Raw genomic sequence first — 21,644 nt, forward strand, 5'->3', positions numbered from 1 at the left:
CTGCATGACCCTTCGCCATCTCGTCCCCCGATCCTCCGGATGCATCAGCCGTTCATCCATATGATGCAGCGGAGCGGCGACAGGAATTCCTGCGGTTATGCCGGAGGTCCTCAGCCATTATATGCCAATAGCCAGAATAAGGTATCTGATGCTGACCTCTCTTCAAACTCCGCCTTCCAAGTTCGGATGGAGAGCTACTCGAGGAGAATATATGCACCGGCAAAGGAGGGCAGCTTCCAGCAGACCAAATGGTATTACGAGCGTGCGCGCGGTCAATATCGTGATGAGCAATCCCATCTGAAAAAGGCGGGTAAGAAGAAATTCTTGGCTGAGTATCCCAAAAGTCAGTCATTCACCAAGACCGATCTTGCAAAGTACCTGATGGTCTGGACTGATGAGGCTTACTACGTCAACCGTGGCGCCCAGAAAAACTTTACGGAGTTTGCCAGGCTAACGGAGGCGGCTTGGAATAAGGATTCTGACCAGTTCAATGAGCGCTTCTATAAGCATTCCATCGCAAAAAAGATTATCTTCAACGAGACCGAGCGAATCGTGACTGATCGACCTTGGTATGAAGCGGGTGGCTATCGCTCTCAGCACGTGGTGCTGGCCATCGCCTACCTCGCTAATGCCGTGAAGGATATGCACAAGTCAATTGACTTTGACACAATCTGGAGACAACAGGCTATCTCCAGCAAACTGATAGAGGCTCTGGAAATGGCTGCAGATGCAGCAGACAAAGTGCTGATGAGCCCGCAGTCAGGCTATCGCAATATTTCGGAATGGGCTAAGCAGGAAAAGTGCCTGAGATTCTTGTGCGGCCAGGTTACTGATTGGGATGAGGCTTGGATATCGGAGCTTATCGCATCTGAAGAGGAAATGGCAAGGGAAAGCAAGGCTCGAGATCAGCAGGCTCAGAACAATGCCATTGCGGCAAGGAAGCGCGTGCTTTCGGTTGGAGCAAGCATGTGGTCAGATGTCATCTCATGGATTGGCGCCAGTGAGGTGGAAGTATCTGATGAGGGGAGGAAAGCTCTGGTGGCAGTTTCTGCAAAGACGGGTTCACGATTCATTTCGGATGAGCAATGCTTAGTACTAGCTAAGCTTATGGATAATCTGAGAGATGCTGGTTGCCCCTATCTCATGAAACGTTGATAGCATGAGTGCCGGCCATGAGTGCCGGCTCATGCGTTATTCGACTTCTGCATTAGAACAGGTGGAGATTTGCAGGGCTCGCAATACGTGAATCCAGACTGTCGAAATATGTGCATGCGTCAATGCCTAGCATCCGGGCAGTGACTTGTGCAATCTGCTGGGACAGCAGAGGAGGGACTGCATTACCAATCTGGTGATACTTGGCTGTCCGCAATCCACAGAAGTAATAGTTGTCGGGGAAGGTCTGCAGACGTGCAGCCTCACGTACCGTCAGGCTGCGGCATTGCTTTGGATCGTAATGGATGAAGTAATGTCCATCCTTTGAGAGATGGCAAGTCATGGTGGTCGATGGCTGGTCTGCCAACTGGACCTTGAATCGGTCGGTGAACGATCGGGTTCTTTGATTGCTTTTCAAAGCGGCGCTCTTGTGGTTAGGAAGTAGCTCTTCAGGAAACTGCTCAAGCGTTGGAGATTTTCGATTTGCTGCAGCGAAGATTGAGCAGAAAAGGTAGCGCTTGAGATCGAGGGGCATATTGCCTCTCGATCGATGGTCAATAAGCAAGTTTGCGGAAGCGGATGGAAACTCTCTGCGGTACCAAGATGAATATTTGCATCGATCCGGTTCAGGAAGCACTGATGTTCTGTCGGACTGCGGCAGAGCGCTTTCAATGACGGTCTGCAGCTCACTGGAGCCATTTGGAATGATGCTTTCAATCATGAAGCGATGGGCAGCATCTTTGATGTAGCCATTCCAGTCAAGGCCCAACGCATCCTCCTCATGCGAGGAGTATGAGCTTCTGATTGGGGGCATATTGCCAATGACATCTTGGACCGTGACAGGTTCGCGCTTCTTTAGGAAGAAGCCCGAATTCTCATGCTGGCGAAGCGTCTCTGCATAATCGTTTCGGATCCCTACGAGCAGAACCCTGTGTCTCCTCTGCGGAATACCGAAGAGCTCCATATGAACTTCAAAATCTTTGGGCGATGAGGGTTCATCAACAACAAGCGATCGTAGTGTATATCCCGCGTCATGCATATCCTGCGTGACGAGCTGGAAAATGCTATTGCCATAATGCTTTGCAGACAACATGCCCACCACATTCTCCATAACGAAAATAGTGGGCTTGAGCTTTTCGATGAAGTCCAGATAGCACTTATAGAGCTCCTGCTTCTCATCGTGCTCGAGTTTTTCCTTGTTTGTTTGTCTGGCGCGTCCCACCAAGGAATATGCTTGGCACGGTGGTCCACCGATAAGCACCCATGGATTGTCTGCAATGTTGTATGGCTTCAATCGCTGCTTTGCATACTCGACAGGTGCTTCATCACCGATTGCCAGCTTATATGGACGTGCAACCTGTTCGGCTTCCTGCCATAGATCGCTGAAGTCAGACTTGAGCTTTTCGAGATAGGTTTCGTTTCCGGTCTTGATGTAATCCCAATATTCCGATGGTATCTCTTCGCCATGATATGAGAACTGACGAAGAAAAGACCTGAGGCGCAGCGTCCTGTATGTCTGTGTATCGCATTCTATTGACAGAACAATTTTGAACAGATTGCATCCATTTCTGTCGGTGACACTTGAAAAGCCTTCTCCGAGGCCTCCCGGTCCAGCAAAGAGGTCTATGACTGGAATCAAGTCCGTCACCCCGAAGATTGTCGGCATCCGATGAATCTCCATATCATACATGAAAGCGGTTTTCAAGTGAACCAAATAATATTGGTCTGGGTGATTATTCCACTTTGATTCTGTAAGGGTCTGCAAAATATGGGACAGGAGCGGCACCCTCAGCTTTCCTTGAGCTTTGAAGCGGTTGGATGGTGCCGTCTGGTAATCTGCACGGTTGCATCCGGGATGGGGAGACTATCCATCAATCAAGACGCATTCGAAGTCTTGTCTGTGGGATAGTGGGCCTGGGCATCGGGCTTGGGCAGGGGCTGTCCCGGGAGGCGAGTGCCATGATCTTGCTGATTATTGTCTTCGTCCTTCTTCTTGTGGTCGGAGCCAGGCTGCTCAGAGGCTTCCTCTATGGCGGGATGGGCGGCTGGGGAGGCTGGGGCCGTCCGTTCTGGGGTGGCTGGTTCGGTGGCTGGGGCCGCGACAGAGGCCCAGGGCGTGGGCCTGGCGGTCCTGGCATGGAGGGTGGACGTCGGGGCGGCCCTGAAGGCCCTGATGGCGGTCCTGGCGGACGCGGACGCGTCTGAGCGCATCAAATCGCAATGGCTGCAGAGCAGCTGAAGAGCAGCGAGGCGGAGCTGGACATGATGTCCGGCTCCGCCTTCTTCCAAGCAGCAGGGGCTCTGTACAGGCAGTGTGCCCAATCGGGCTTGCGCGCTTTACAGGGCAGACGAGGGTGCTACAATGCCCCATGCGCGGCACCTAGGTGCCGCTTTGACATAGAGGGGAGCTGGCATGGACCGGCTGAGAGGGGACAGATGGTCCCGACCCTTTGAACCTGATGTGGGTAATGCCAACGAAGGGAGCGCCATGACGCAGATGGATGCTGCGCGTGCAGGTACCGTGACCGACGAGATGCACGCAGTAGCAGTGGCAGAACACAGATCCGACGAATTCATCAGAGACGGTGTCGCAAAGGGAACAATCGCGATTCCTGCGAATCCGGCACACAAGGCACTCAAGCCCTGCGGCGTGGGAACAGGCCTGCGCACGAAGGTCAACGTGAATCTCGGCATCTCCGGCGACATCCAGAATGCGCCGGAAGAGTGGGAAAAGGTCAGGATCGCCGAGGAGTATGGCGGCGATGCGATCATGGACCTCTCGAACTCTGGCAAGACCCGTCCGTTCCGCCGCGAGCTCATTTCCAAGACTCCTCTCATGGTCGGCACGGTTCCCATCTACGATGCAATCGGCTACAACGACAAGCCTCTCGTGAAGCTCACAGCCCAGGACTTCCTGGACGTCGTGGAAGCGCATGCCGAAGACGGCGTCGACTTCATGACCATCCATGCTGGCTTCAACCGCTCGGTCCTCAACACTCTCCTCGAGACGAAGCGCCTCACGAATGTCGTGTCGCGCGGAGGGTCGCTTCTCTTCGGGTGGATGATGACAACAGGGGAGGAGAACCCCTTCTATGAGCACTTCGACGACGTGCTCGATATCCTCCATGACCACGACGTGACAATCAGCCTCGGCGACGCAATGCGTGGCGGCTCCACGTTTGACGCGACGGATGCCTCCGAGGTGTCAGAGCTGGTCGAGCTCGGCAAGCTCACGACGCGTGCCTGGAAGAAGGGCGTCCAGGTCGTTGTCGAAGGACCGGGACATATGGCCTTGGATGAGATCCAGGCAAACATGAAGCTCCAGAAGCGCCTCTGCCATGGTGCGCCGTTCTATGTGCTCGGACCTCTCGTGTGCGATATCGCGCCGGGCTATGATCACATCACGGCCGCTATCGGCGGTGCCGTCGCCGCATCTTCCGGTGCTGACTGGCTCTGCTATGTGACGCCGGCCGAGCACCTGAAGCTCCCCAATGCAAAGGAAGTGCGCGAAGGCCTCGTCGTCACCCGCATCGCAGCCCATGCCGCAGATATCGCGAAGGACATTCCGGGAGCCCGCGACATCGACAACAAGATGAGCGATGCCCGCCGCCGTGTCGACTGGGATGGCATGTTCGCATGCGCAATAGATCCTGACCGTGCGAAGGAGATCATTGCGGAGGCGCCTCCTGAGGAGGATGGCACCTGCACGATGTGCGGCAAGATGTGCGCCGCCCGCACCGTGAACAGAATCATGGCAGGTCTTACGGTCGACCTCGGCTAGAAGCGAAGAGAAGAAAAGCATATGAAGCAGCAGGGCGGATGGCAGCATCTGCTTCTCGCTGCATGGAGGAGCATACCTATGAATACGGAAGAGCTTGGTGCCTGCCTCGACAATGTCAGGAAGACGTCGCCTCTCGTGCACTGCATCACGAACTATGTCACGGTGAATGACTGCGCAAATGCCGTCCTCGCTATCGGTGCCAGCCCGATCATGAGCGACGAGCCGGACGACGTGGAAGACATCACATCCATCTGCAATGGGCTCGACCTCAACATCGGCACCCTGAACCGCCGGAGCATCGAAGGCATGAACCATGCCGCCGCAAAGGCAGCGTCTCTGGGCCATGCAATCGTGCTCGATCCGGTCGGTGCTGGTGCCTCGAAGCTCCGTACCGAGACGGCACAGCACCTGCTCGATACCTACCATCCCCAGCTGGTCCGCGGCAACATGAGCGAGATCCGTACGCTTGGTGGAGCCTCGTCCTCGACCCGTGGCGTCGATGCCTCGGCTGCTGACGTGGCGACAGAGGAGAACCTTGCCGAGGCAGCTGCCTTCGTGAAGAGCCTTGCCGTGGCATGGAAGTGCACGGTTGCCGTGACGGGCGCTATCGATATCGTGAGCGACGGCATGAGGACCTGTGCCATCAGGAATGGCGTCTCGATGATGGGCCGCATCACCGGCACGGGCTGCATGCTCTCGGCAATGCTTCCGGCCTACCTGGCAGCGAATGAGGATGCATATATGGCAACGGTTGCCGGCATCTCGATGATGGGCATCTGCGGCGAGAAGGCACGCGCACGCATGGCAGGAGAGGACGGCACCGGTAGCTTCCGCGTCTATCTGATCGATGCGCTCTCGAATGTCCAGGGCAGAGACCTTGTGGCATCCGCAAAGGTGGCAGATCTCTGATGGCGGGAGAGAAGAGGCTTGGACCCTGCCAGCGCGGACCCTGGTCAGCCGCGGACATCAGGAAGAGCATGCTCTGCTATGCCGTGACAGATAGAGCCTGGCTCCGCGGAAGGACGCTTGCCTCCTGTGTCGAGGATGCCATTGCAGGAGGCGCTACCTTCATCCAGCTCCGCGAGAAGAAAGCCTCCGTCGAGGAGACGGAGAAGCTTGCGCTCGAACTCAAGGACATCTGCGCTACCCACCACGTCCCCTTCGTGCTCGACGACGATGTCGAGCTTGCAAAGAAGGTGGGCGCTGACGGCGTGCATGTTGGACAGGAGGACCTTGCCTGCAGCAAGGCCCGCGAGATCCTGGGTGAGGATGCAATCATCGGCGTCTCTGCCCAGACCGTGAATGAGGCTGTAGCTGCCTGGAAGGCAGGTGCCGACTATCTCGGCGTCGGTGCGCTCCATCCGACGCCGACGAAGCCCGACGCGGTCGATGTGACCTATGAGGAGCTGACCCGCATCTGCGCGGCGGTCCCCATTCCTGTCATCGGTATCGGCGGCGTCGATGCCACGACGGCGCATGAGCTCGAAGGCATGGGCGTTGCCGGAGGGGCAGTCGTCTCTGCCATCTTTGCCGCAGATGATTGCCGTACGGCGACAGAGAAGCTCAAGGCAGAGCTTCAGAAGGTCGTCTCCGCATGAAAGCGGTCCTCGCTATAGCAGGGCTTGACAGCTCGGGCGGGGCAGGCCTGGCGCAGGACGTGGCAACCATCTCGGGAATGGGCCTGCATCCCAAGGTGGCAGCCACGGCCGTGACGGCGCAGTCGCTTGCGGCAGTGCATGTGGTCACGCCGCTTCCGCCCGAGCTTGTGCAGCAGCAGATCCGTGCTGCTTTCGAAGACCTTGTGCCCTCTGCCGTGAAGATCGGCATGCTCGGCACGCAGGAGATAGCTGCTGTAGCAGCGAAGACGCTGAGGCAGGTCGGTGCGCAGAACATCGTGGTCGATCCCGTGCTCGCGGCAACGAGCGGGACCCTGCTTCTCGAGGAGGATGCAGAAGAGGGGCTCTTCTCCCTCTTCCGCCTGGCTACGCTCATCACGCCGAATGTGCCTGAGGCGGAGAAGCTCCTGGGACATGAGATCGCTTCGCGGAATGGCATGGTCGCTGCAGCTGCTGAGCTCCAGCGCCGTTTCGGCTGCGCTGTCCTTCTCAAGGGCGGGCATCTGGGACTTGCCGATGACTGCCTGGCTGAAGAGGACGGCGTCTCCTGGATATCGGTTCCGCCTGTCGCGGGTGGCTCTGCCCACGGAACGGGATGCATGCTCTCGAGCGCCATTGCAGCGGGACTCGCCGCAGACAGAGGCACGGAAGATGCGGTGAGGCAGGCAAAGCTCGTGCTTGCCTGTGGCCTTCAGAGCAAGACGGTGCTTCCGGAAGGAGCCTATCTCGGACTGCCTCGTATCTAGCAGGCAGCCTTCTGTGCGCGGACCCAGACCTCTTCGGGCGCGAGGTCTATGCCGTCTGGCCAGACGATGGTGCCGAAGGCGGCATGTGCGCGCTCGAAGAAGGCCGGATCCTGGAGCTTTGCCCAGGGACCTTGGCCCTTGATGCCGGAGAGGTCGAGGATGGCAGCGCTGCCGTTCTCGAAGGTGGCCTCTACAAGGCTTGCGTCCAGCGCCTTGGCAGCAATGGTCTGCTGAAACGTCTTGAAGCTCGACATGGCCTTCTCCTCTCCGACAGAACGTTTCTCGCTGATGCCAGCGTCTGCTCCGGCACCGCCTCCTGTCAAGAGCGGCCAGACTCGCTATTTCATGCAGCCTGCTGCGGCTATTTCAGCTGATATCTGGCAGACGCTCAGCATGCATCGAGCTTTGAGCTTGAGACATGGTACCGGACTGGAATATGCATCGGCCTTATCGGGGTGGGTTCTTAACTGTTTTGAATAGTCAACCAGAGTGCGGATAGAGGCGGCCCGAATGGCCTGGCCGCCAGGCACGCCTGATGGTATGATCGCATCGCCAAACACGAAATCGCCAGCGGGCCCATCCGTCTTCGTGTTTGGCGACATCCTGGACGGATGGACCCGCTGGCGGACAGGATGAGTGATCATGCCGCGCCGCAAGAACCCCTACGGCGGCATGGTGGAGGAGCTTCCGGCTGCACAGTTCGCCGAGCTCGCCTCCGCTGTCGCCGCGAGAAGGTGCCGCGAGGAGATCGGCTTCGGGACGTTCGACGAAGCAGCCGGCGCCTGGAAGCCCGACCCCAGATGCCCCTGGTGCCACCACGAGCACAACAGCCGCGATTCGTCCACCCCCTCCGGAAGGAGGCGCTGGGTGTGCACCGGATGCGGCAGGACTTATACGGCGCTCACCGGCACCGTCTTCGAGGGGTCCAAGAAGGATTTTCCGGCCTGGGCGCAGTTCGTCCGGCTCATGTGCTACAACGCCCAGCTCGACCTCGCCGCCGAGGCATGCGGCATCTCCCACCAGACGGCCTTCGAATGGCGGCACAGAGTGATGTCCACGCTCGGCGCCTACCAGGAGCGCATAGTGCTGTGCGACAGGTGCTGGATAGACGAGATGTACATCGAGGACTCGACCCTGAAGAACACTGCCGGATACCACGTGATGCGCGGGCTGTCGCGCAACCTCATATGCATATCCGTAGCGATCGACGTGCACAAGAACCCCGTCGCGGTCGTGTGCGGGCACGGGAAGCCGAGCGGGAAGAGGGTCAGGGAGGCCCTGGAGGGCCACATAGCCGAGGGGACAACGATCATCCACGACAAGGAGCGCGCCCACAGCCCCCTCGTCAGGGCCGTGAAAGGGGCCAACATCGCATTCAAGGCCGACACCGAGGATCCGGACTATCTCGAGGGCATGAAGATGGTCAACAGCCTGTGTGCCTGGATAAGGCGCTTCGTGGAGGGCTATGTGGGCATGAAGACCTCGAACCTCCAGGAGTATCTCAACTGGTACGTCTATCTCTTCCGGGCCAGGCAGGCTGACGAGAGGTGGCCGAAGACCGCAAGGGTCCTTCGCCATCTGATGCTCACCGATGCACATTACCGCAGCTCAAGGAAGCGCGAACGTCCGCACTCTGGTTGACTATTCAATAACTGTTAATGAATAATACGAAAAATAAAACATTGTGTAGCACGCTTCTTAAGAAGCGTGCTACACTTTTCTTGCATGAAACAACGACCGCTTAGTCTGGAGGCCGTTTCTGAATGTATAAAAAAAGTGACCTGACAAAGGCGTACTACAAGACGGGAGAGGTCGCTTCTTTTCTCGGAATCACTCCCCGAGCGGTTCAGCTGAAAGACATGCGTGGCGAGCTGCCGTTCGAACACACTGACACCGGCAGGCGCATTCTCTCACGAGACAGCCTGCTTGCCTATCTCGACAAGTGCAACATGCTTTACGACGACGAAGAGGCCGGACGCAGGGATCTGGTATATGCCCGAGTCAGCTCCCAAGACCAGGAGTCACATGGCGACCTGGACAGGCAGGCGCTGTTTCTTATAGAGCATGAAGGCAAAGACATGCGCAATCCGCTCATTCTCGAAGAATGCGGCAGCGGCATGGATGCCAAACGGCCGAAGCTCCAGCAGCTCATCAAGATGGTCATGCGCAACGAGATACGCAACGTCTACGTGACGCACAGGGATCGGCTTGCCCGATTCGGCTTCGAGTATCTGGAGACGGCGTTTGCAGAGCATGGCACCAATATCATCGCTGTGCGAGACGAGAGTCAGGACAAGGCGGTGCAAGAGGAGCTTGTCGAGGACATGATGTCCCTCATGGCATCATTCTCTGGAAAAGCTCTATGGCCTGCGGTCCCGCAGGGACAGGAAGGGAGACGGGCAATGACGCTCGATGAACTTATCGAGCAGGCTGGCAAGAACGGGGTAGAACGGATGCTCATTGAATATGCCATGCTCATGAAAGCGAAGGCCGACAAGTTCGATGAGGTCGCAGCGGCCGTCGAGGACGGCAAGTCCGCAAAAGAGATCAGGGCGATAGTCGAATGCTAGACGCCTGAGACGCAGATGGCCGGCAAGACGCCAGAGGAGGTGAACGAATTGGCATACCGAGGGGTCGAATTCGCCTTGAGTCCCAATGCGACACAGCGCAACCTGCTCGAATCGAATGCAGGTGCCGCACGATTTGCCTACAACTGGGCGCTCGACGAAATCAAGGGCGAGTATGCGCTGTGGGAGAACGACAAGTCTCGCAAGATGGGCTGCACGCACTACGAACTGCGCAAGCGATTCAATCACGTGAAAGACGATATTGCCCCGTGGTGGCATGATGTGTCCAAGGAGGCGTTCTCCTACGGCTGCGCATGTGCCGCAGCTGCATGGAAGAACTTCATGGACTCAAAGCGAGGCAGGCGCCATGGCAGGCGCGTCGGCTTCCCTCGGTACAAGAGCCGCAGGCAGGAGCGCAATCACAGGTACGCAATCACGACTGGCATTGACCATTGTGTCGCGGACGCCCACCACATCAAGATTCCCCGCATCGGGCGCGTGCGTGTGATGGAGAACATATACAAACGCATCACCAGCCAAGTCATCCATCGCATGAACATCAGGCTCCAAGGCGGACGATGGTACGTGGTCCTCCTCATCGAGGTGCCAGAGAATGCCATGCCATCGCAGAGCAGGAAACACGTCGGCATCGACCTCGGCGTGAAGAACCTCGCCACCTTCTCCGACGGCACAGTCGTCCGTGGCCTCAAACCATACAGGAATGCGATGCGCAAGCTGGCACGAGCGCAGCGCTCGCTGTCTCGAAAGACAAGAGGCAGCAAGCGCTACGAGCGCCAGAAGAGACGCGTCAATCGCATCTATGCGCGCGTCCGCGGACTGCGAAGGAACCAGCTGGACCAGCTTACGACGAGCATCTCGGAGCGATACTCGCTCGTGGCCATCGAAGACCTGAACGTGTCAGGCATGGCTCGCAACCACAGGCTCGCACGAGCGATATACGACGAGGGATTCGGCATGTTTCGGCACATGCTCGAATACAAGTGCCGTGACAGGGGCGTCGCCCTTGTCGTTGCGGACAGATGGTTTCCGTCGTCCAAGACGTGTTCTGCCTGCGGCTGCGTGAACGCCGGGCTTGCCCTGTCGGACAGGACGTATGTCTGTCCCGAATGCGGCCTGACAATCGACCGTGACCTGAATGCGGCGATGAACCTCGACCGTTACGGCATGAGCAAAGTGGACTCTCGTGCGGAGGACACTCTAAACGCACGTGGAGGGAACGCAAGTCGCAGCTGCGATAGCAGCTGTGCAGACCCCAATGAAACGTGTACCAACGAATCTGTTGGAGCCTAATGCCATAAAGGTATTAGTTCTCAGAGCATGTCACGATTTTTCGTATTTTGAGAAACGGTATGCTCACCCCACGTTCAAGCAGCACAGGGCAGTTCATCGGGGCTGCGGAACCAAAGGCGCTCCAGCTGCTGGCGTATCGGAGGCGAGTGAGATGGTATTGCTCGTTGTCATGTTTGTCCTTCTGCTCATGGTGGGCTTCCAGCTCATCCGTGGCCTCTTCTTCCGTGGCGGCATGGGCATGGGAGGCTGGTTCGGTGGCTGGGGCAGAGGTGCCGGCTGGGGAGATCCTGGCATGCGTGGTGGCCGGGGACCTGAAGGCGGCCCCCGTGGCCCTCATTGTGGGGGCCCGGACGGAAGAGGTCCAGGAGGTCCTGATGGGCGAGGTGGCGGCCCGGGAGGTCCGGGCATGCGTGCCTAGATGCGAGACGTATTCATGAAAGCAGCGCCAGCTCTCAGTGGCTGGCGCTGCTTCTTTTCTATCTGCTCGCTTTCGCCCAGGAAGACTTGAGGCCATGCACAGCGAGGTCGACCGCACGATAGGCACCGTCGTAGATGCCCATCTGGTTCGCTTCCTCGATGCGGTCGCACATGAACGAGATGAGGTTCCTGTCATGCTGGAAGGAGTCGATCATCGAGAGGACCTCTTCGGTCCTGTCCATCTCGTAGGTGCCGTCTCCTACCTCTGCGGCACGTATAGCTCCCCATGCCTCATGGCCGCCGATGCGGTGGATCATGAGCTTCGGGATGGGATAGAACGAGAATTCGCTTGGCTTCGTGACAAGGATATCGGAGCAGTGCATGAGGACATTGGAACTGTAGACGGCTGAGAAGATGTCCTCATCGCAGAAGGCATGGATGCCCTGGACATCTCCTGCATAGGCTGCTTCGGCGAAGGCTTCCGTGCCGGCAAAGTCGCCGAAGTGGGTCTCAGCGAGAGCGGAGAGCCCATCGACGGATTTCACGAGCCCTTCCCAGACATCCTTGTGGTCGCCGACATTGATGAAGACGGCGGCCTCATGCTTCTTCACGTAGGGGATGAGGTGGGAGACAATGGCAGCAAAGAGCTCCTGCTGCGCTCCTGCGCCGCCGACAGAGAGGAGGTAGCGCACAGGGCCACCTCCGAGCACGCGCTCGCGACGGGACCTGCAGTCCTCAGGTATCGCTGAGACCAGCTCGTGGTCCACATAGTGGCCCGTATAGAAGAGAGCATGTTCCGGCATGGGGGCAAGCTGCTTTTTTGGGTCCATGCCGCGGAGCTGGTGGTAGCCAAGATAGGCGCTCGGCGTCTGCACGGTGTGGATTGAGCCTTCTGCCAGATGCAGCGCCATTGGCCAGTTGTCGGGAATCGCATTCACGACGTGCGTCATCCCGGCATGGACTGCTGCCTGTGCACACCACGCATGGGTGCCGATGAAAGGCGTGTCCTTTGCGATGTCGCGGAAGAGCGGCACCAGAAGCTCGCTCATCTTCTGGTCGCCTGCGTTGTAGGAGAGCTTGCGGAAGCCTTCGCTGTTGAGCGGCTCCCAGAAGAGCTGGTTGAAGAGGGGAACCTGCTGCGAGACCTTCGAGCCCTTGGAATAGAGGCTGTTCTGCCAGGCGATGGCAGCAGATCCTGTTGAGCCTTTGAATGAGGCAAGGTCCATCCAGTAGGGGGTGTATCCCATCGCATGAGCAGCCGATGCCATGGCCATCGCAATCCGGTAGTGCCCGAATCCCATGCGGATATTGCCGACAATGAGAGGAGCGCCATGGGCGTCTTCCTGCGTGGCAGAGGTCTCGGGAGGCATGGGTGCCGCTGCGGCATCTGCCTTGATATCGAAGGCATCTCCGGTGCCTGAGAGCACGAGGTTCCGGACGCCGAGGGCGTCTGAGATCACCGGCACCGGTTTGGCCGCAAGGTGGTAGACCGCATTCGAGTCATCGCCGAAACGCTTGAGATAGCTTTCCTTGGAGCGGACGGCCTTCTCATAGGTGTGCTCGTCCTGGACATTTCCGAAGGCGCTTTTCGCCCGGTCTTCGTCTCTCTCCATGGATTCCTCCTTGACGGGTGGCGGCATGCTTGATAGTCTGACTATCAAAGTGATAGACAGACTATCACTCACGCGGCAAAGGAGTCAAGAATGGAGTACGCAGGTCTCGACACAAGCCTGCTGAAGCGGGGGATGCGTGACCTTTCGGGCTCTGCCGAAGAGAGCCGCGATGCCCATATCGTGGCCTGTGCAGCGGCGCTTTTCCTGAAGGATGGCCTGGGAGAGGTCCGGATGACCGACATTGCCGATGCTTCTGGTGTCGGCGTAGCCACGCTCTATCGCCGCTTCTCCACGAAGACGAATCTTGCGATTGCGGCAGCGACGCTTCTCTGGCAGCGCTTCAATGACCGCATCATGGATATCGTGGAATCGGACCGCTTCCTTGCCATGTCGGGCGCAGACCGCCTCGAGTGCCTGCTGCGCGAGTATGCAGCGCATTATGCGGCAAACAGGGAATTCGCGCGCTTCCTCGACGACTTCGACCATCTGATGCTTGCAGAGCATGTCGGCCTTGAGGCGCTTGCCGACTATGGACGCGAGGTCGACTCGTTCTATCTCATCTTCGTCGATGCCTACCAGCTCGGCGTCTCCGATGGCACGGTCAGGCAGATCGACGATTTCAGAACGTTCTACCGCACGGTTGCCCATGCGCTTACGGGCCTGGCAGAGAAGATCTCCCGGGGCGATGTGATCCCCTCCGACCGTTTCGAGGAAGGCCCCTCAGAGCTTGTCTGCCTTGTCGATATGGCAGTGCGTTTCATCAGGATCTAGGCACGTTTCTGCGAGAAGGGATATCCATGGAGAGCAGGCCGCTTGCAGATGGGAAGACCATCCGCCTCTTCGCGATCGGACAGCTTGGCTGGGCAATACTTTCGGGCATCATCAGCAACTGGCTCGTCTACTACTACATGCCCTCCGATACCCTGGTCGCAGAAGGCATGCCCATCTTCATCACCCAGGGCATCGTATGTGCCGGCCTTACCGTCATTGGTATCATCACGGGCTGCGGACGCCTGCTCGATGGCTTCATCGATCCCTTCATCGCTTCGAAGTCTGACTCTCTTGCCAACCCTCACGGCAGGAGGATCCCGTTCATGAGGAGGGCGGCGGTTCCGTTTGCAGCGATGACGGTGCTCGTGTTCGTGCTGCCGGGGACTTCGTCTGCGGTGGCGAACAATGTCCTGCTCTTCTGCTGCCTCATGCTCTTCTACATCACGCTCTCGCTCTACTGCACGCCGTTCAATGCCCTGATTCCTGAGCTCGGACGTACGCAGGAGCTCAGGATCAACATCTCGACCTATATCTCTGTGACCTATTTCGTCGGCACTGCCATGGCATATCTCGTGACGATGATCTCAGGCTTCCTCGAGCCGGCCTTGGGCCCTGCCAATGCATTCCGTGCGACAGTCGCCGTGCTTGCTGTCGTCGCTGCCATCTGCATGCTCGTTGCTGCCTTCGGGATCGACGAGGTCAAGTACGCCGATACGCAGCCGAGCTCGACTCCCATGGGGCAGTCGGTCGTGAAGACCTTCAAGAACCGCGAGTTCCAGATCTTCGAAGGGTCCGACGTCCTCTACTGGGTCTCAATCACGATGTTCCAGACGGGCCTTCCGTACTATGTCACGGAGCTCATGGGCTTCGACGACTCCTGGACCTTCATCTTCTTCGCTGCGATGACGGCGATATCGCTCCTGTTCTATGCACCGGTGAACATCCTGGCCAAGAAGATGGGCAAGAAGAAGCTTGTTGCCTTCGCCTTTTTCTTCTTCTGCCTCGCCTTTGCTGTGACATCGGTCTGCGGCCAGTTCGGCATCCCCTCGCTTGTCTGGGGCATCCTTGTGGCCGTGCTTGCCGCCGTGCCCATGGCAATGCTTGGCATCCTTCCGCAGGCTGTGCTTGCCGATATCGCAGAGGCTGATGCCATAGCGTCTGGAGAGAACCGCGAGGGCATGTTCTATGCCGCACGCACGTTCAGCATGACCTTGGGGCAGACGCTTGCGATGGTCCTCTTCACGTCGCTCTCGACGGCTGCAGGGGGACAGATGGGCTACCGTCTCACGGCAATCGTCGCGACCATCTTCTGCTTCGTGGCAGGGCTTGTCTTCACGCGCTATCACGAAGCCAAGGTGCTCAGGACGATTGGCGCCACGGAGCCGGCTTCTGCAGAGGAAGGCAGATAGGATGGCTTTGCCCGCACATATCCTGAAGGCGCCTTCCTGGAAGCTTTCCTGGCGGACAGCTGCCGGAAAGGAAGGAACGGCATCCGTCTTCGTGCCGGGAGTGCCTAGGCTTCCCTTAACGGCGGAGCTCGAGGAGACAGAGAATGGCTGCCGCCTGTGGATCGAGCCTCTTGAGCCTCTGATGGTGGCCTCCGTCGAGGCGACGATCGAGCCAGATATGGAAAAGGCCACGGCGCTCTTCCTCAATGGCTACAACTCCTGGACCGACTCCTGCGAGCGTCCGCTCGATGCTTCGATGGCCGGCCTTGCCCATACGCCGAAGGCGGCCATCCGCCATTGGGTGCTCGATGCCTCGGGTGACTACCGCTTCTGCCCCCAGAATCCCAAGAGTGGACATCAGCACGGCGAAGGCTATGGATATCTGCGCTACGGAGATGAGACGCTCCTCTTCGGAGAATGCCTGCCCGATCTTGGGCTCACGACGATCCAGGAAGATCTCGATGCACAGAAGTTCAGGATCGTAAAGGAAGGGCCAGCTCGTCTCATCGAGCCCGGCGAGCGCATCTGCGTCTTTGCGCTCTGCCTTCTGGAGGGAACAGCAAAAGAGGCATTTGCTCGCTTTGTGACATGCATAGGGGAGAGGCGCAGGCCGGCTGAGCCCCTCGTCGGCTTCACGAGCTGGTACAGGCACTACGGGGATATCGATGAGGAAAAGCTTGTGCAGGACCTCGCTGGTGTCAAGGCAGCGCTTTCCAGGCAGGTGCCCGAAGGCATCCTTCCGGTCTTTCAGATCGACGACGGCTACACGAAGGTAGGGGACTGGACGCATCCAAGCACAGAGCGCTTCCCTCATGGCATGGGCTCCATGGCAGAGAAGATTGCTGCAGTGGGGCTTCTTCCGGGGCTCTGGATCGCACCCTTCGTCTGCGAGAAGGACTCTCGGCTCTTCCATGAGCATCAGGAGTGGCTTCTGCGCGATGAGGCAGGAAACCCCGTGATGAGCGGCTCTCACTGGTCAGGCGGCTATGCGCTCGATACCTTGAACCCTGAAGTCCGCTCCTATGTGCATGAGGTGCTGGGACTTGCTGCAGGGACCTGGGGATTCCGGCTTCTCAAGCTCGACTTTCTCTATGCGGCAGCGCTCCTGCCGCATGGCGGGAAGAACCGGGGCGAGCTCATGGCAGACGCGCTCGACCTTCTGAGGGATTCCGTTCCTGAAGGCACGCTCTTCGATCTCTGCGGCGTGCCCATCATGTCTGCTATCGGCCGCACCGAGTACTGCCGCATCGGCTGCGACGTGGGGCTTGACTGGGATGGCGCGCCGTACATGAGGATATCCGGCCGTGAGCGCGTGAGCACGAAGAATGCTCTCGGCAATATCCGGGGACGTGCGCATATGGATGGCGTGGCGTTCCTCAACGACCCCGATGTTTTCTTCCTGAGAGACGATGTGAAGCTCTCTGAAGCACAGAAGAAGACGCTCCTTGAGGCAGATGCCTCGTTGGGGAGCGTCCTTTTCACGTCGGATGATATGGCCAGCTGGAGCGAAGAGCAGAAGCGGACATTTGAAGAGGCTCTGCACGCATTCGCTTCGAGGAAGCGCGGCTAGATTCTAGGACTTGCGTGCGGCATCCACGAAGGCATGCCAGAGCGCACGGTCTGAGGCGAGTGTCGGCCACGTGTATTCAGGGTGCCACTGCACGCCGAGGACGAAACGTGCCTCAGGAAGCTCGATGCACTCAGGCACGCCGTCTGTTGCCTCGCCGGAAAGGATGAGCCCCTCTCCCAGCTTCCCGACGCAGCAGTGGTGGGCCGAGTTCACCTGGATCTCTGGCTTTCCCACAATATGGGCAAGAAGCGTATCTGGCTTCACCTCGACAGGGTGGACAGGATCGGTCAGGACCTTGGCATGGCGCCAGAGCTGCATGCCTTCCCGTGGCTTGAGGCTTGGCACATCCATGCAGAGCGTGCCGCCGAGTGCCACGTTCAGGAGCTGCGTGCCGCGGCAGGTTGTGAAGAGCGGCTTGTCTGCAGCGAGAATCTTCTGCACGAGCGGAAGCTCGAAGGCATCGCGCTCGGGGCAGAGGAGGGCCGGATCGTATGGCTCGGTGCTGCCGAAGCGGGCAGGGTCCACATCGGGGCCGCCCTGCAGGGCAAAGCCGTCACAGAGCTCTACAAGCTGGTTGATTGCATCTGCGTCATCTGTCAGCGGAAGCAGGATAGGCGTGCCTCCTGCATCGATGATTGCATCAGGAAAGCAGCTTGCCATCCCCTCGGTCGGGGCAAGCTGGTCGGGGACCTGTGCGGTCGGCACCTTCCTCTCCCAGCGGGGAGCGATGCCGATAAGAGGACGCTTCGAAGATACAGACATGGAAAAGGACCTTTCATGAGGACACCCCGCATCGTTTGCGGCTGATGCGGGGCGCCAGATGTGCAGTGCGGGATATCCTGGCTAGTGGCCCATGATGGAGTCGAGGAAGTCGCGGGCACGCTGGCTCTTCGGATGCTCGAAGAACTCGTCAGGTGTGCCTTCCTCGACAATCTGGCCGTCTGCCATGAAGACGACGCGGTCAGCAACGCGGCGGGCAAAGCCCATCTCGTGCGTCACGACGATCATCGTCATTCCCTGCTTCGCAAGCTCAACCATAACGTCCAGGACCTCGTTGATCATCTCGGGGTCGAGGGCAGATGTCGGCTCGTCGAAGAGCATGGCCTTCGGATGCATCGCAAGGGAGCGGGCAATCGCGACACGCTGCTGCTGGCCACCGGAGAGCTGGGCGGGGACCTTTCCTGCCTGCTCGGCCACGCCGACGCGTGCCAGGAGGTCCATGGCCTCCTTCTTGGCCTGCTCCTTCGGCTCATGCAGGACATCGATGGGACCCAAGGTCACGTTGTCCAAGATTGTCATGTGCGCGAAGAGGTTGAACTGCTGGAACACCATGCCGAGATCGGCACGCATTGCAGCGAGCTCCTTGCCTTCCTGGGGAAGAGGCTTGCCTTCGATCAAAATCTCGCCTGAATCGATGGTCTCGAGGCGGTTGATCGTGCGGCAGAGCGTCGACTTGCCCGACCCGGAAGGGCCGATCACGACGACGACCTCGCCCTTGCGGACGGAGAGATTGATGTCCTTCAGGACATGGAGGTCTCCGTAGTGCTTCTCGACATGCCTGAGCTCGATGACGGGTACTGTGGCTGCCTGTGTATCCATATGGCTCCTATCCATTGCCAATGTCTGCCTATCTTCCTTGCTAGACGGGATTCTCGTTCGTGCGGGCCACGATCGAGGAGCCCTGCTTCCGGGCAAGGGAGATGGCGAACTGGTTGATGCCGTAATTGATGAGGATGTAGATGATTGCAACCACGAAGTAGGTGGAGACGAGTGCATCGTAGTTCGTGATGAGGACACGCGCATTCTGCAGGAGGTCGGGGAACGACACGACGTAGGCGACGGTCGTGTCCTTCACGACAACGACCAGCTGCGAGATGAGCGAAGGTATGACCATGCGGATAGCCTGTGGGAACACGATCTTGAGCTTGACGTGGAGCGGGCTCATGCCGAGAGAGAGGGCAGCCTCCGTCTGGCCCTTCGGCACGGCGTACATGCCGGCACGGAAGACCTCGGCCAGGACACCTGAGGCAGCAAGCGCGACCGGCAGCGTGATCATCCAGAACGAGGACATCTTGATGCCGTACTGGGGGATGACCAGGAAGAAGAAGTAGATCAGAAGCAGGCTCGGGACGCCACGGAAGAAGTTGATGATCACATGGCAGATGCCGGCCAGGATCTTGTTCTCGCTGATGCGGCCCATCATGAGGAGAAGGCCGAGAGCAAGGGCGATGATGCCTGCCGTGACAGCGACCTCGACCGTGCTGACAAATCCCTGGAGCAGGAAACGCCAGGTCGTCCAGCGCGTGAAGAAGGCCCAGTATTTCGGGGCGAGCTGGCCTGTGACATAGAAGCGCTGGACAATCGCGAAGATGCCCAGGGCGACGAGGACGAGCGCTATGGCCGTCCAGATGCGGATGCGGCGGCGGGTCTTGGGACCGGGTGCCTCGTAGAGGGCGTCGCGCATGGAGACAGTCGTGGCACTCATCTCAGGATCCTCGCTTTCTTGTCGATTGCATTGCCGACAAAGCCGATAGCAAGAGCGGTCAGGGCATAGCCGAGCGCGGAGATGAAGAACGTGGCAATGCCGCCAGCGACCTGGGTGTTGATCGTCGAGACGATGCCGGTGAGCTCATTGGGATCGAGCGGGACCTGGGAGCCGAGTGCTGTCGTCAGCATGACGGCGATGAGCAGGTTTGTCATCGGCAGCACGGACGAGCGCAGGGCCTGGGGAATCACGATGCGGCGCAGGATCTGCGTGAACGTGAGGCCGATGGAGCGTGCTGCCTCGATCTGGCCGACGCCGATCGTGTTGATGCCGCTCATGAAGTTCTCCGACCCGAAGGCAGAGCCCAGAAGGATTGTCGCAATGATCACGCAATCGCGGTAGGACAGCAGGACCTTGAGATACGGCAGCGCATAGACGCAGATGATCAGAAGCGAGATGCCGGGGATGTTGCGGAAGATCTGCACATAGAGGTCGCCCACGACGCGCAGCGGCTTGATGGGGCAGACGCGCATGATCGTGATGATGACAGAGAGCAGCATAACGAAGACGAACGAGATGGCGGTAAGCTGCCAGGTCGTGAGAAGGGCCGTGATGTAGTCCGAGCCATAGGCGCTCCAGAGCTCAGCGAAGCTCATGCATCCTCTCCTTCCTTTCTGTGAGGTGCCTTCTGGAAGAAGGCGTGTCTCTAGAAGTATGAGGTTTCCGCCCGGGTGCAGCGGAAACCTCATGGTGTGCTAACAGCCAGGAAATATGCTGGATAGGGTGCCTATGCCTCGATGACAGGAGGCTCGGGGGCGTTGTCGAGGCCCGTGCGGTCGCCGATAGCGATCTTCCAGAGCTGCTCCCACGTTCCGTCATCCTCGATGCTCTTGAGCCAGGCATTGACGAAATCGACGCCGTCGGAGCCGAGCGGGAGGCCAATGCCGTAAGGATCGTCCGGACCGAACGGGTCGCCTGCGATGCGGTACTTGCCCGGGTTCTTGACGACAGAGCCCATCTGGAGCGTCTCGTCGATCACGTAGGCATCGACACGTCCCTGCTCGAGAGCCTGGCGTGCCTCCTCGTCGGTGCTGAACTCCTGCTGCTTGGCATCAGGGGCAAGCTCGCTCACGATGCTGGGACCCGTGGAGCCAGACTGGACAGCCACGTTCTTGCCGGCGAGGTCATCGACGCTGTTGATATCGGTGTTGTCTGCGAGGACCAGGATGGCCTGCTGGGAGACGAAGTAGGGGCCTGCGAAGGAGATGACCTTCTTGCGGCTGTCCGTAATCGAGTAGGTTGCAAATACGGCGTCGACCTGGTCGTTCTGGAGCACGGACTCGCGGGTATCGGATGTGACCTGCGTGAGGTCGAGCTTCGTCTCGTCGCCCAGGATGTAGCGGGCCAGGAGCTGATAGAGGCCGGCATCGAAGCCGCGGACCTTGTTGTCCGTCTCGTTCAGGAGGCTGAAGAGGGTGGAGGTGCGGGTGCCGCCGACGCGGAACGTGCCGGCATCCTTGATCTTCTTGGCCCAGGCATTTGCGGAAATCGTTGCGTCGTCTGCAGTGGCGCCGCCAGCAATCAGGGAGTCATAGGCGTCGATATCGAGGTCGGTCGATGCGCTCGACGTGTCGGACGAGCTCGAGGACGAGGATGAAGACGCGGTGCTCGAAGAGGTGTCAGAAGAATCGCAGGCTGCAAGGCCGAAGAGGCCTGCTGCTGCAATGGTGCCAGCTCCTGCTGCGAGTGCCTGGCGCCTGGTGAGAAGAAGATTGTCAAGCTTGCTCATGTCAGTGCCCTTCTTTTCATTGTTCTGGCTTCCGCAAATCATGTCCCCCTGTCTCGGAAGCCATGGCAAAAGAGATAGTGCGTTATTTATACCGCCGTAGTGGCATTAAGTATTCAGCCATTGGCCGAAGAGGCACTGTTCTGCAATGAATCTTTCAGACAGCTGGCTATATCCAGGAAAGATAGCGGGGATATTCTCTCTGATGCAGTAGCCATTCATCCGGTGCTGCGTGGCGTTCAGAAAAGAGCTATCTTCATAAAATGGCTGAGGACCTCCGGCATAACCGCAGGAATTCCTGTCGCCGCTCCGCTGCATCATATGGATGAACGGCTGATGCATCCGGAGGATCGGGGGACGAGATGGCGAAGGGTCATGCAG

The 21,644-nt window shown here is 58.7% G+C and carries 22 protein-coding genes and 1 riboswitch; of the genes, 13 read left to right on the forward strand and 9 right to left on the reverse strand.

Annotated elements, in window-relative coordinates:
- A partial coding sequence (locus VXJ24_RS10825) for an AIPR family protein (protein WP_330972931.1) occupies positions 1-1,155 on the forward strand: 1,155 nt, incomplete at its 5' end.
- 52 nt (positions 1,156-1,207) lie between these two features.
- Here the strand turns inward: VXJ24_RS10825 and VXJ24_RS10830 are convergent.
- A complete protein-coding gene (locus VXJ24_RS10830) occupies positions 1,208-2,938 on the reverse strand; it encodes a DNA cytosine methyltransferase (protein WP_330972932.1) in 1,731 nt (576 codons plus the stop codon).
- 173 nt (positions 2,939-3,111) lie between these two features.
- Between VXJ24_RS10830 and VXJ24_RS10835 the strand changes: the two genes are divergently transcribed.
- From VXJ24_RS10835 to thiD, 5 genes are all read left to right on the forward strand, one after another.
- Positions 3,112-3,357 carry a hypothetical protein gene (locus VXJ24_RS10835; RefSeq protein ID WP_330972933.1) on the forward strand — a complete coding sequence of 82 codons (246 nt, stop codon included), beginning with the start codon at positions 3,112-3,114 and terminating at the stop codon, positions 3,355-3,357.
- 186 nt (positions 3,358-3,543) lie between these two features.
- Positions 3,544-3,652, forward strand: a riboswitch (TPP riboswitch).
- On the forward strand, positions 3,641-4,933 hold the full coding sequence (gene thiC, locus VXJ24_RS10840; protein ID WP_330972934.1) for a phosphomethylpyrimidine synthase ThiC: 1,293 nt from the start codon (positions 3,641-3,643) through the stop codon (positions 4,931-4,933). (Overlaps the previous riboswitch by 12 nt.)
- A gap of 78 nt (positions 4,934-5,011) precedes the next feature.
- The gene (gene thiM / locus VXJ24_RS10845; RefSeq protein WP_330972935.1) at positions 5,012-5,842 is read left to right on the forward strand and encodes a hydroxyethylthiazole kinase; all 831 of its coding nucleotides are present in this window, start codon (positions 5,012-5,014) and stop codon (positions 5,840-5,842) included.
- A complete protein-coding gene (gene thiE, locus VXJ24_RS10850) occupies positions 5,842-6,531 on the forward strand; it encodes a thiamine phosphate synthase (RefSeq protein WP_330972936.1) in 690 nt (229 codons plus the stop codon). Before thiM ends, thiE begins: the two co-directional genes overlap by 1 nt.
- Positions 6,528-7,295 carry a bifunctional hydroxymethylpyrimidine kinase/phosphomethylpyrimidine kinase gene (gene thiD / locus VXJ24_RS10855; protein ID WP_330972937.1) on the forward strand — a complete coding sequence of 256 codons (768 nt, stop codon included), beginning with the start codon at positions 6,528-6,530 and terminating at the stop codon, positions 7,293-7,295. Before thiE ends, thiD begins: the two co-directional genes overlap by 4 nt.
- Here thiD and VXJ24_RS10860 read toward each other — a convergent pair.
- Positions 7,292-7,549 carry a DUF2442 domain-containing protein gene (locus tag VXJ24_RS10860; protein ID WP_330972938.1) on the reverse strand — a complete coding sequence of 86 codons (258 nt, stop codon included), beginning with the start codon at positions 7,547-7,549 and terminating at the stop codon, positions 7,292-7,294. The two genes, thiD and VXJ24_RS10860, sit on opposite strands and share 4 nt — an antisense overlap.
- A gap of 388 nt (positions 7,550-7,937) precedes the next feature.
- On the opposite strand from VXJ24_RS10860, the gene VXJ24_RS10865 reads away from it, so the two are divergent.
- The 4 genes from VXJ24_RS10865 (at position 7,938) to VXJ24_RS10880 (ending at position 11,591) form a co-directional block, all read left to right on the forward strand.
- Positions 7,938-8,936: an IS1595 family transposase gene (locus tag VXJ24_RS10865; protein ID WP_330972939.1), complete on the forward strand. Its 999-nt coding sequence runs from the start codon at positions 7,938-7,940 to the stop codon at positions 8,934-8,936.
- Positions 8,937-9,058: 122 nt separating this feature from the next.
- A complete protein-coding gene (locus VXJ24_RS10870; RefSeq protein WP_330972940.1) occupies positions 9,059-9,865 on the forward strand; it encodes an IS607 family transposase in 807 nt (268 codons plus the stop codon).
- Positions 9,866-9,913: 48 nt separating this feature from the next.
- A complete protein-coding gene (gene tnpB / locus VXJ24_RS10875; protein ID WP_330972941.1) occupies positions 9,914-11,173 on the forward strand; it encodes an IS607 family element RNA-guided endonuclease TnpB in 1,260 nt (419 codons plus the stop codon).
- A 151-nt stretch (positions 11,174-11,324) separates the two neighbouring features.
- Positions 11,325-11,591, forward strand: a complete 267-nt coding sequence (locus VXJ24_RS10880; RefSeq protein WP_330972942.1) for a hypothetical protein — start codon at positions 11,325-11,327, stop codon at positions 11,589-11,591.
- 58 nt (positions 11,592-11,649) lie between these two features.
- On the opposite strand, the gene VXJ24_RS10885 is transcribed toward VXJ24_RS10880, so the two are convergent.
- Positions 11,650-13,203 (reverse strand): DUF6937 domain-containing protein, encoded by a 1,554-nt coding sequence (locus VXJ24_RS10885; protein ID WP_330972943.1) that lies wholly within the window; start codon positions 13,201-13,203, stop codon positions 11,650-11,652.
- A gap of 90 nt (positions 13,204-13,293) precedes the next feature.
- On the opposite strand from VXJ24_RS10885, the gene VXJ24_RS10890 reads away from it, so the two are divergent.
- From VXJ24_RS10890 to VXJ24_RS10900, 3 genes are read left to right on the forward strand one after another with little or no spacing between them, the layout of a single operon-like run.
- On the forward strand, positions 13,294-13,974 hold the full coding sequence (locus VXJ24_RS10890) for a TetR/AcrR family transcriptional regulator (protein WP_330972944.1): 681 nt from the start codon (positions 13,294-13,296) through the stop codon (positions 13,972-13,974).
- A 26-nt stretch (positions 13,975-14,000) separates the two neighbouring features.
- Positions 14,001-15,383, forward strand: coding sequence for an MFS transporter (locus tag VXJ24_RS10895; protein ID WP_330972945.1), 1,383 nt, complete (start codon positions 14,001-14,003; stop codon positions 15,381-15,383).
- 1 nt (position 15,384) lies between these two features.
- Positions 15,385-16,992, forward strand: coding sequence for a glycoside hydrolase family 36 protein (locus VXJ24_RS10900; RefSeq protein WP_330972946.1), 1,608 nt, complete (start codon positions 15,385-15,387; stop codon positions 16,990-16,992).
- A 3-nt stretch (positions 16,993-16,995) separates the two neighbouring features.
- On the opposite strand, the gene VXJ24_RS10905 is transcribed toward VXJ24_RS10900, so the two are convergent.
- The 6 genes from VXJ24_RS10905 to VXJ24_RS10930 all read right to left on the reverse strand — a co-directional run.
- On the reverse strand, positions 16,996-17,754 hold the full coding sequence (locus VXJ24_RS10905; RefSeq protein ID WP_330972947.1) for a gamma-glutamyl-gamma-aminobutyrate hydrolase family protein: 759 nt from the start codon (positions 17,752-17,754) through the stop codon (positions 16,996-16,998).
- A gap of 81 nt (positions 17,755-17,835) precedes the next feature.
- Entirely contained in the window at positions 17,836-18,591 is a 756-nt protein-coding gene (locus tag VXJ24_RS10910; RefSeq protein WP_330972948.1) for an amino acid ABC transporter ATP-binding protein, read from the reverse strand.
- Between the two features lie 40 nt (positions 18,592-18,631).
- Positions 18,632-19,477, reverse strand: a complete 846-nt coding sequence (locus VXJ24_RS10915; protein WP_330972949.1) for an amino acid ABC transporter permease — start codon at positions 19,475-19,477, stop codon at positions 18,632-18,634.
- Complete coding sequence (locus tag VXJ24_RS10920; RefSeq protein ID WP_330972950.1) at positions 19,474-20,133, reverse strand: amino acid ABC transporter permease; 660 nt, start codon at positions 20,131-20,133, stop codon at positions 19,474-19,476. Before VXJ24_RS10920 ends, VXJ24_RS10915 begins: the two co-directional genes overlap by 4 nt.
- A 131-nt stretch (positions 20,134-20,264) precedes the next feature.
- On the reverse strand, positions 20,265-21,266 hold the full coding sequence (locus VXJ24_RS10925) for a glutamate ABC transporter substrate-binding protein (protein ID WP_330972951.1): 1,002 nt from the start codon (positions 21,264-21,266) through the stop codon (positions 20,265-20,267).
- Positions 21,267-21,371: 105 nt separating this feature from the next.
- Positions 21,372-21,644, reverse strand: a 273-nt coding sequence (locus VXJ24_RS10930) for a hypothetical protein (protein ID WP_330972952.1), incomplete at its 5' end; no start/stop codon positions are given.

The organism is Olsenella kribbiana, assembly GCF_036408795.1.
Classification (GTDB): domain Bacteria; phylum Actinomycetota; class Coriobacteriia; order Coriobacteriales; family Atopobiaceae; genus Olsenella_L; species Olsenella_L kribbiana.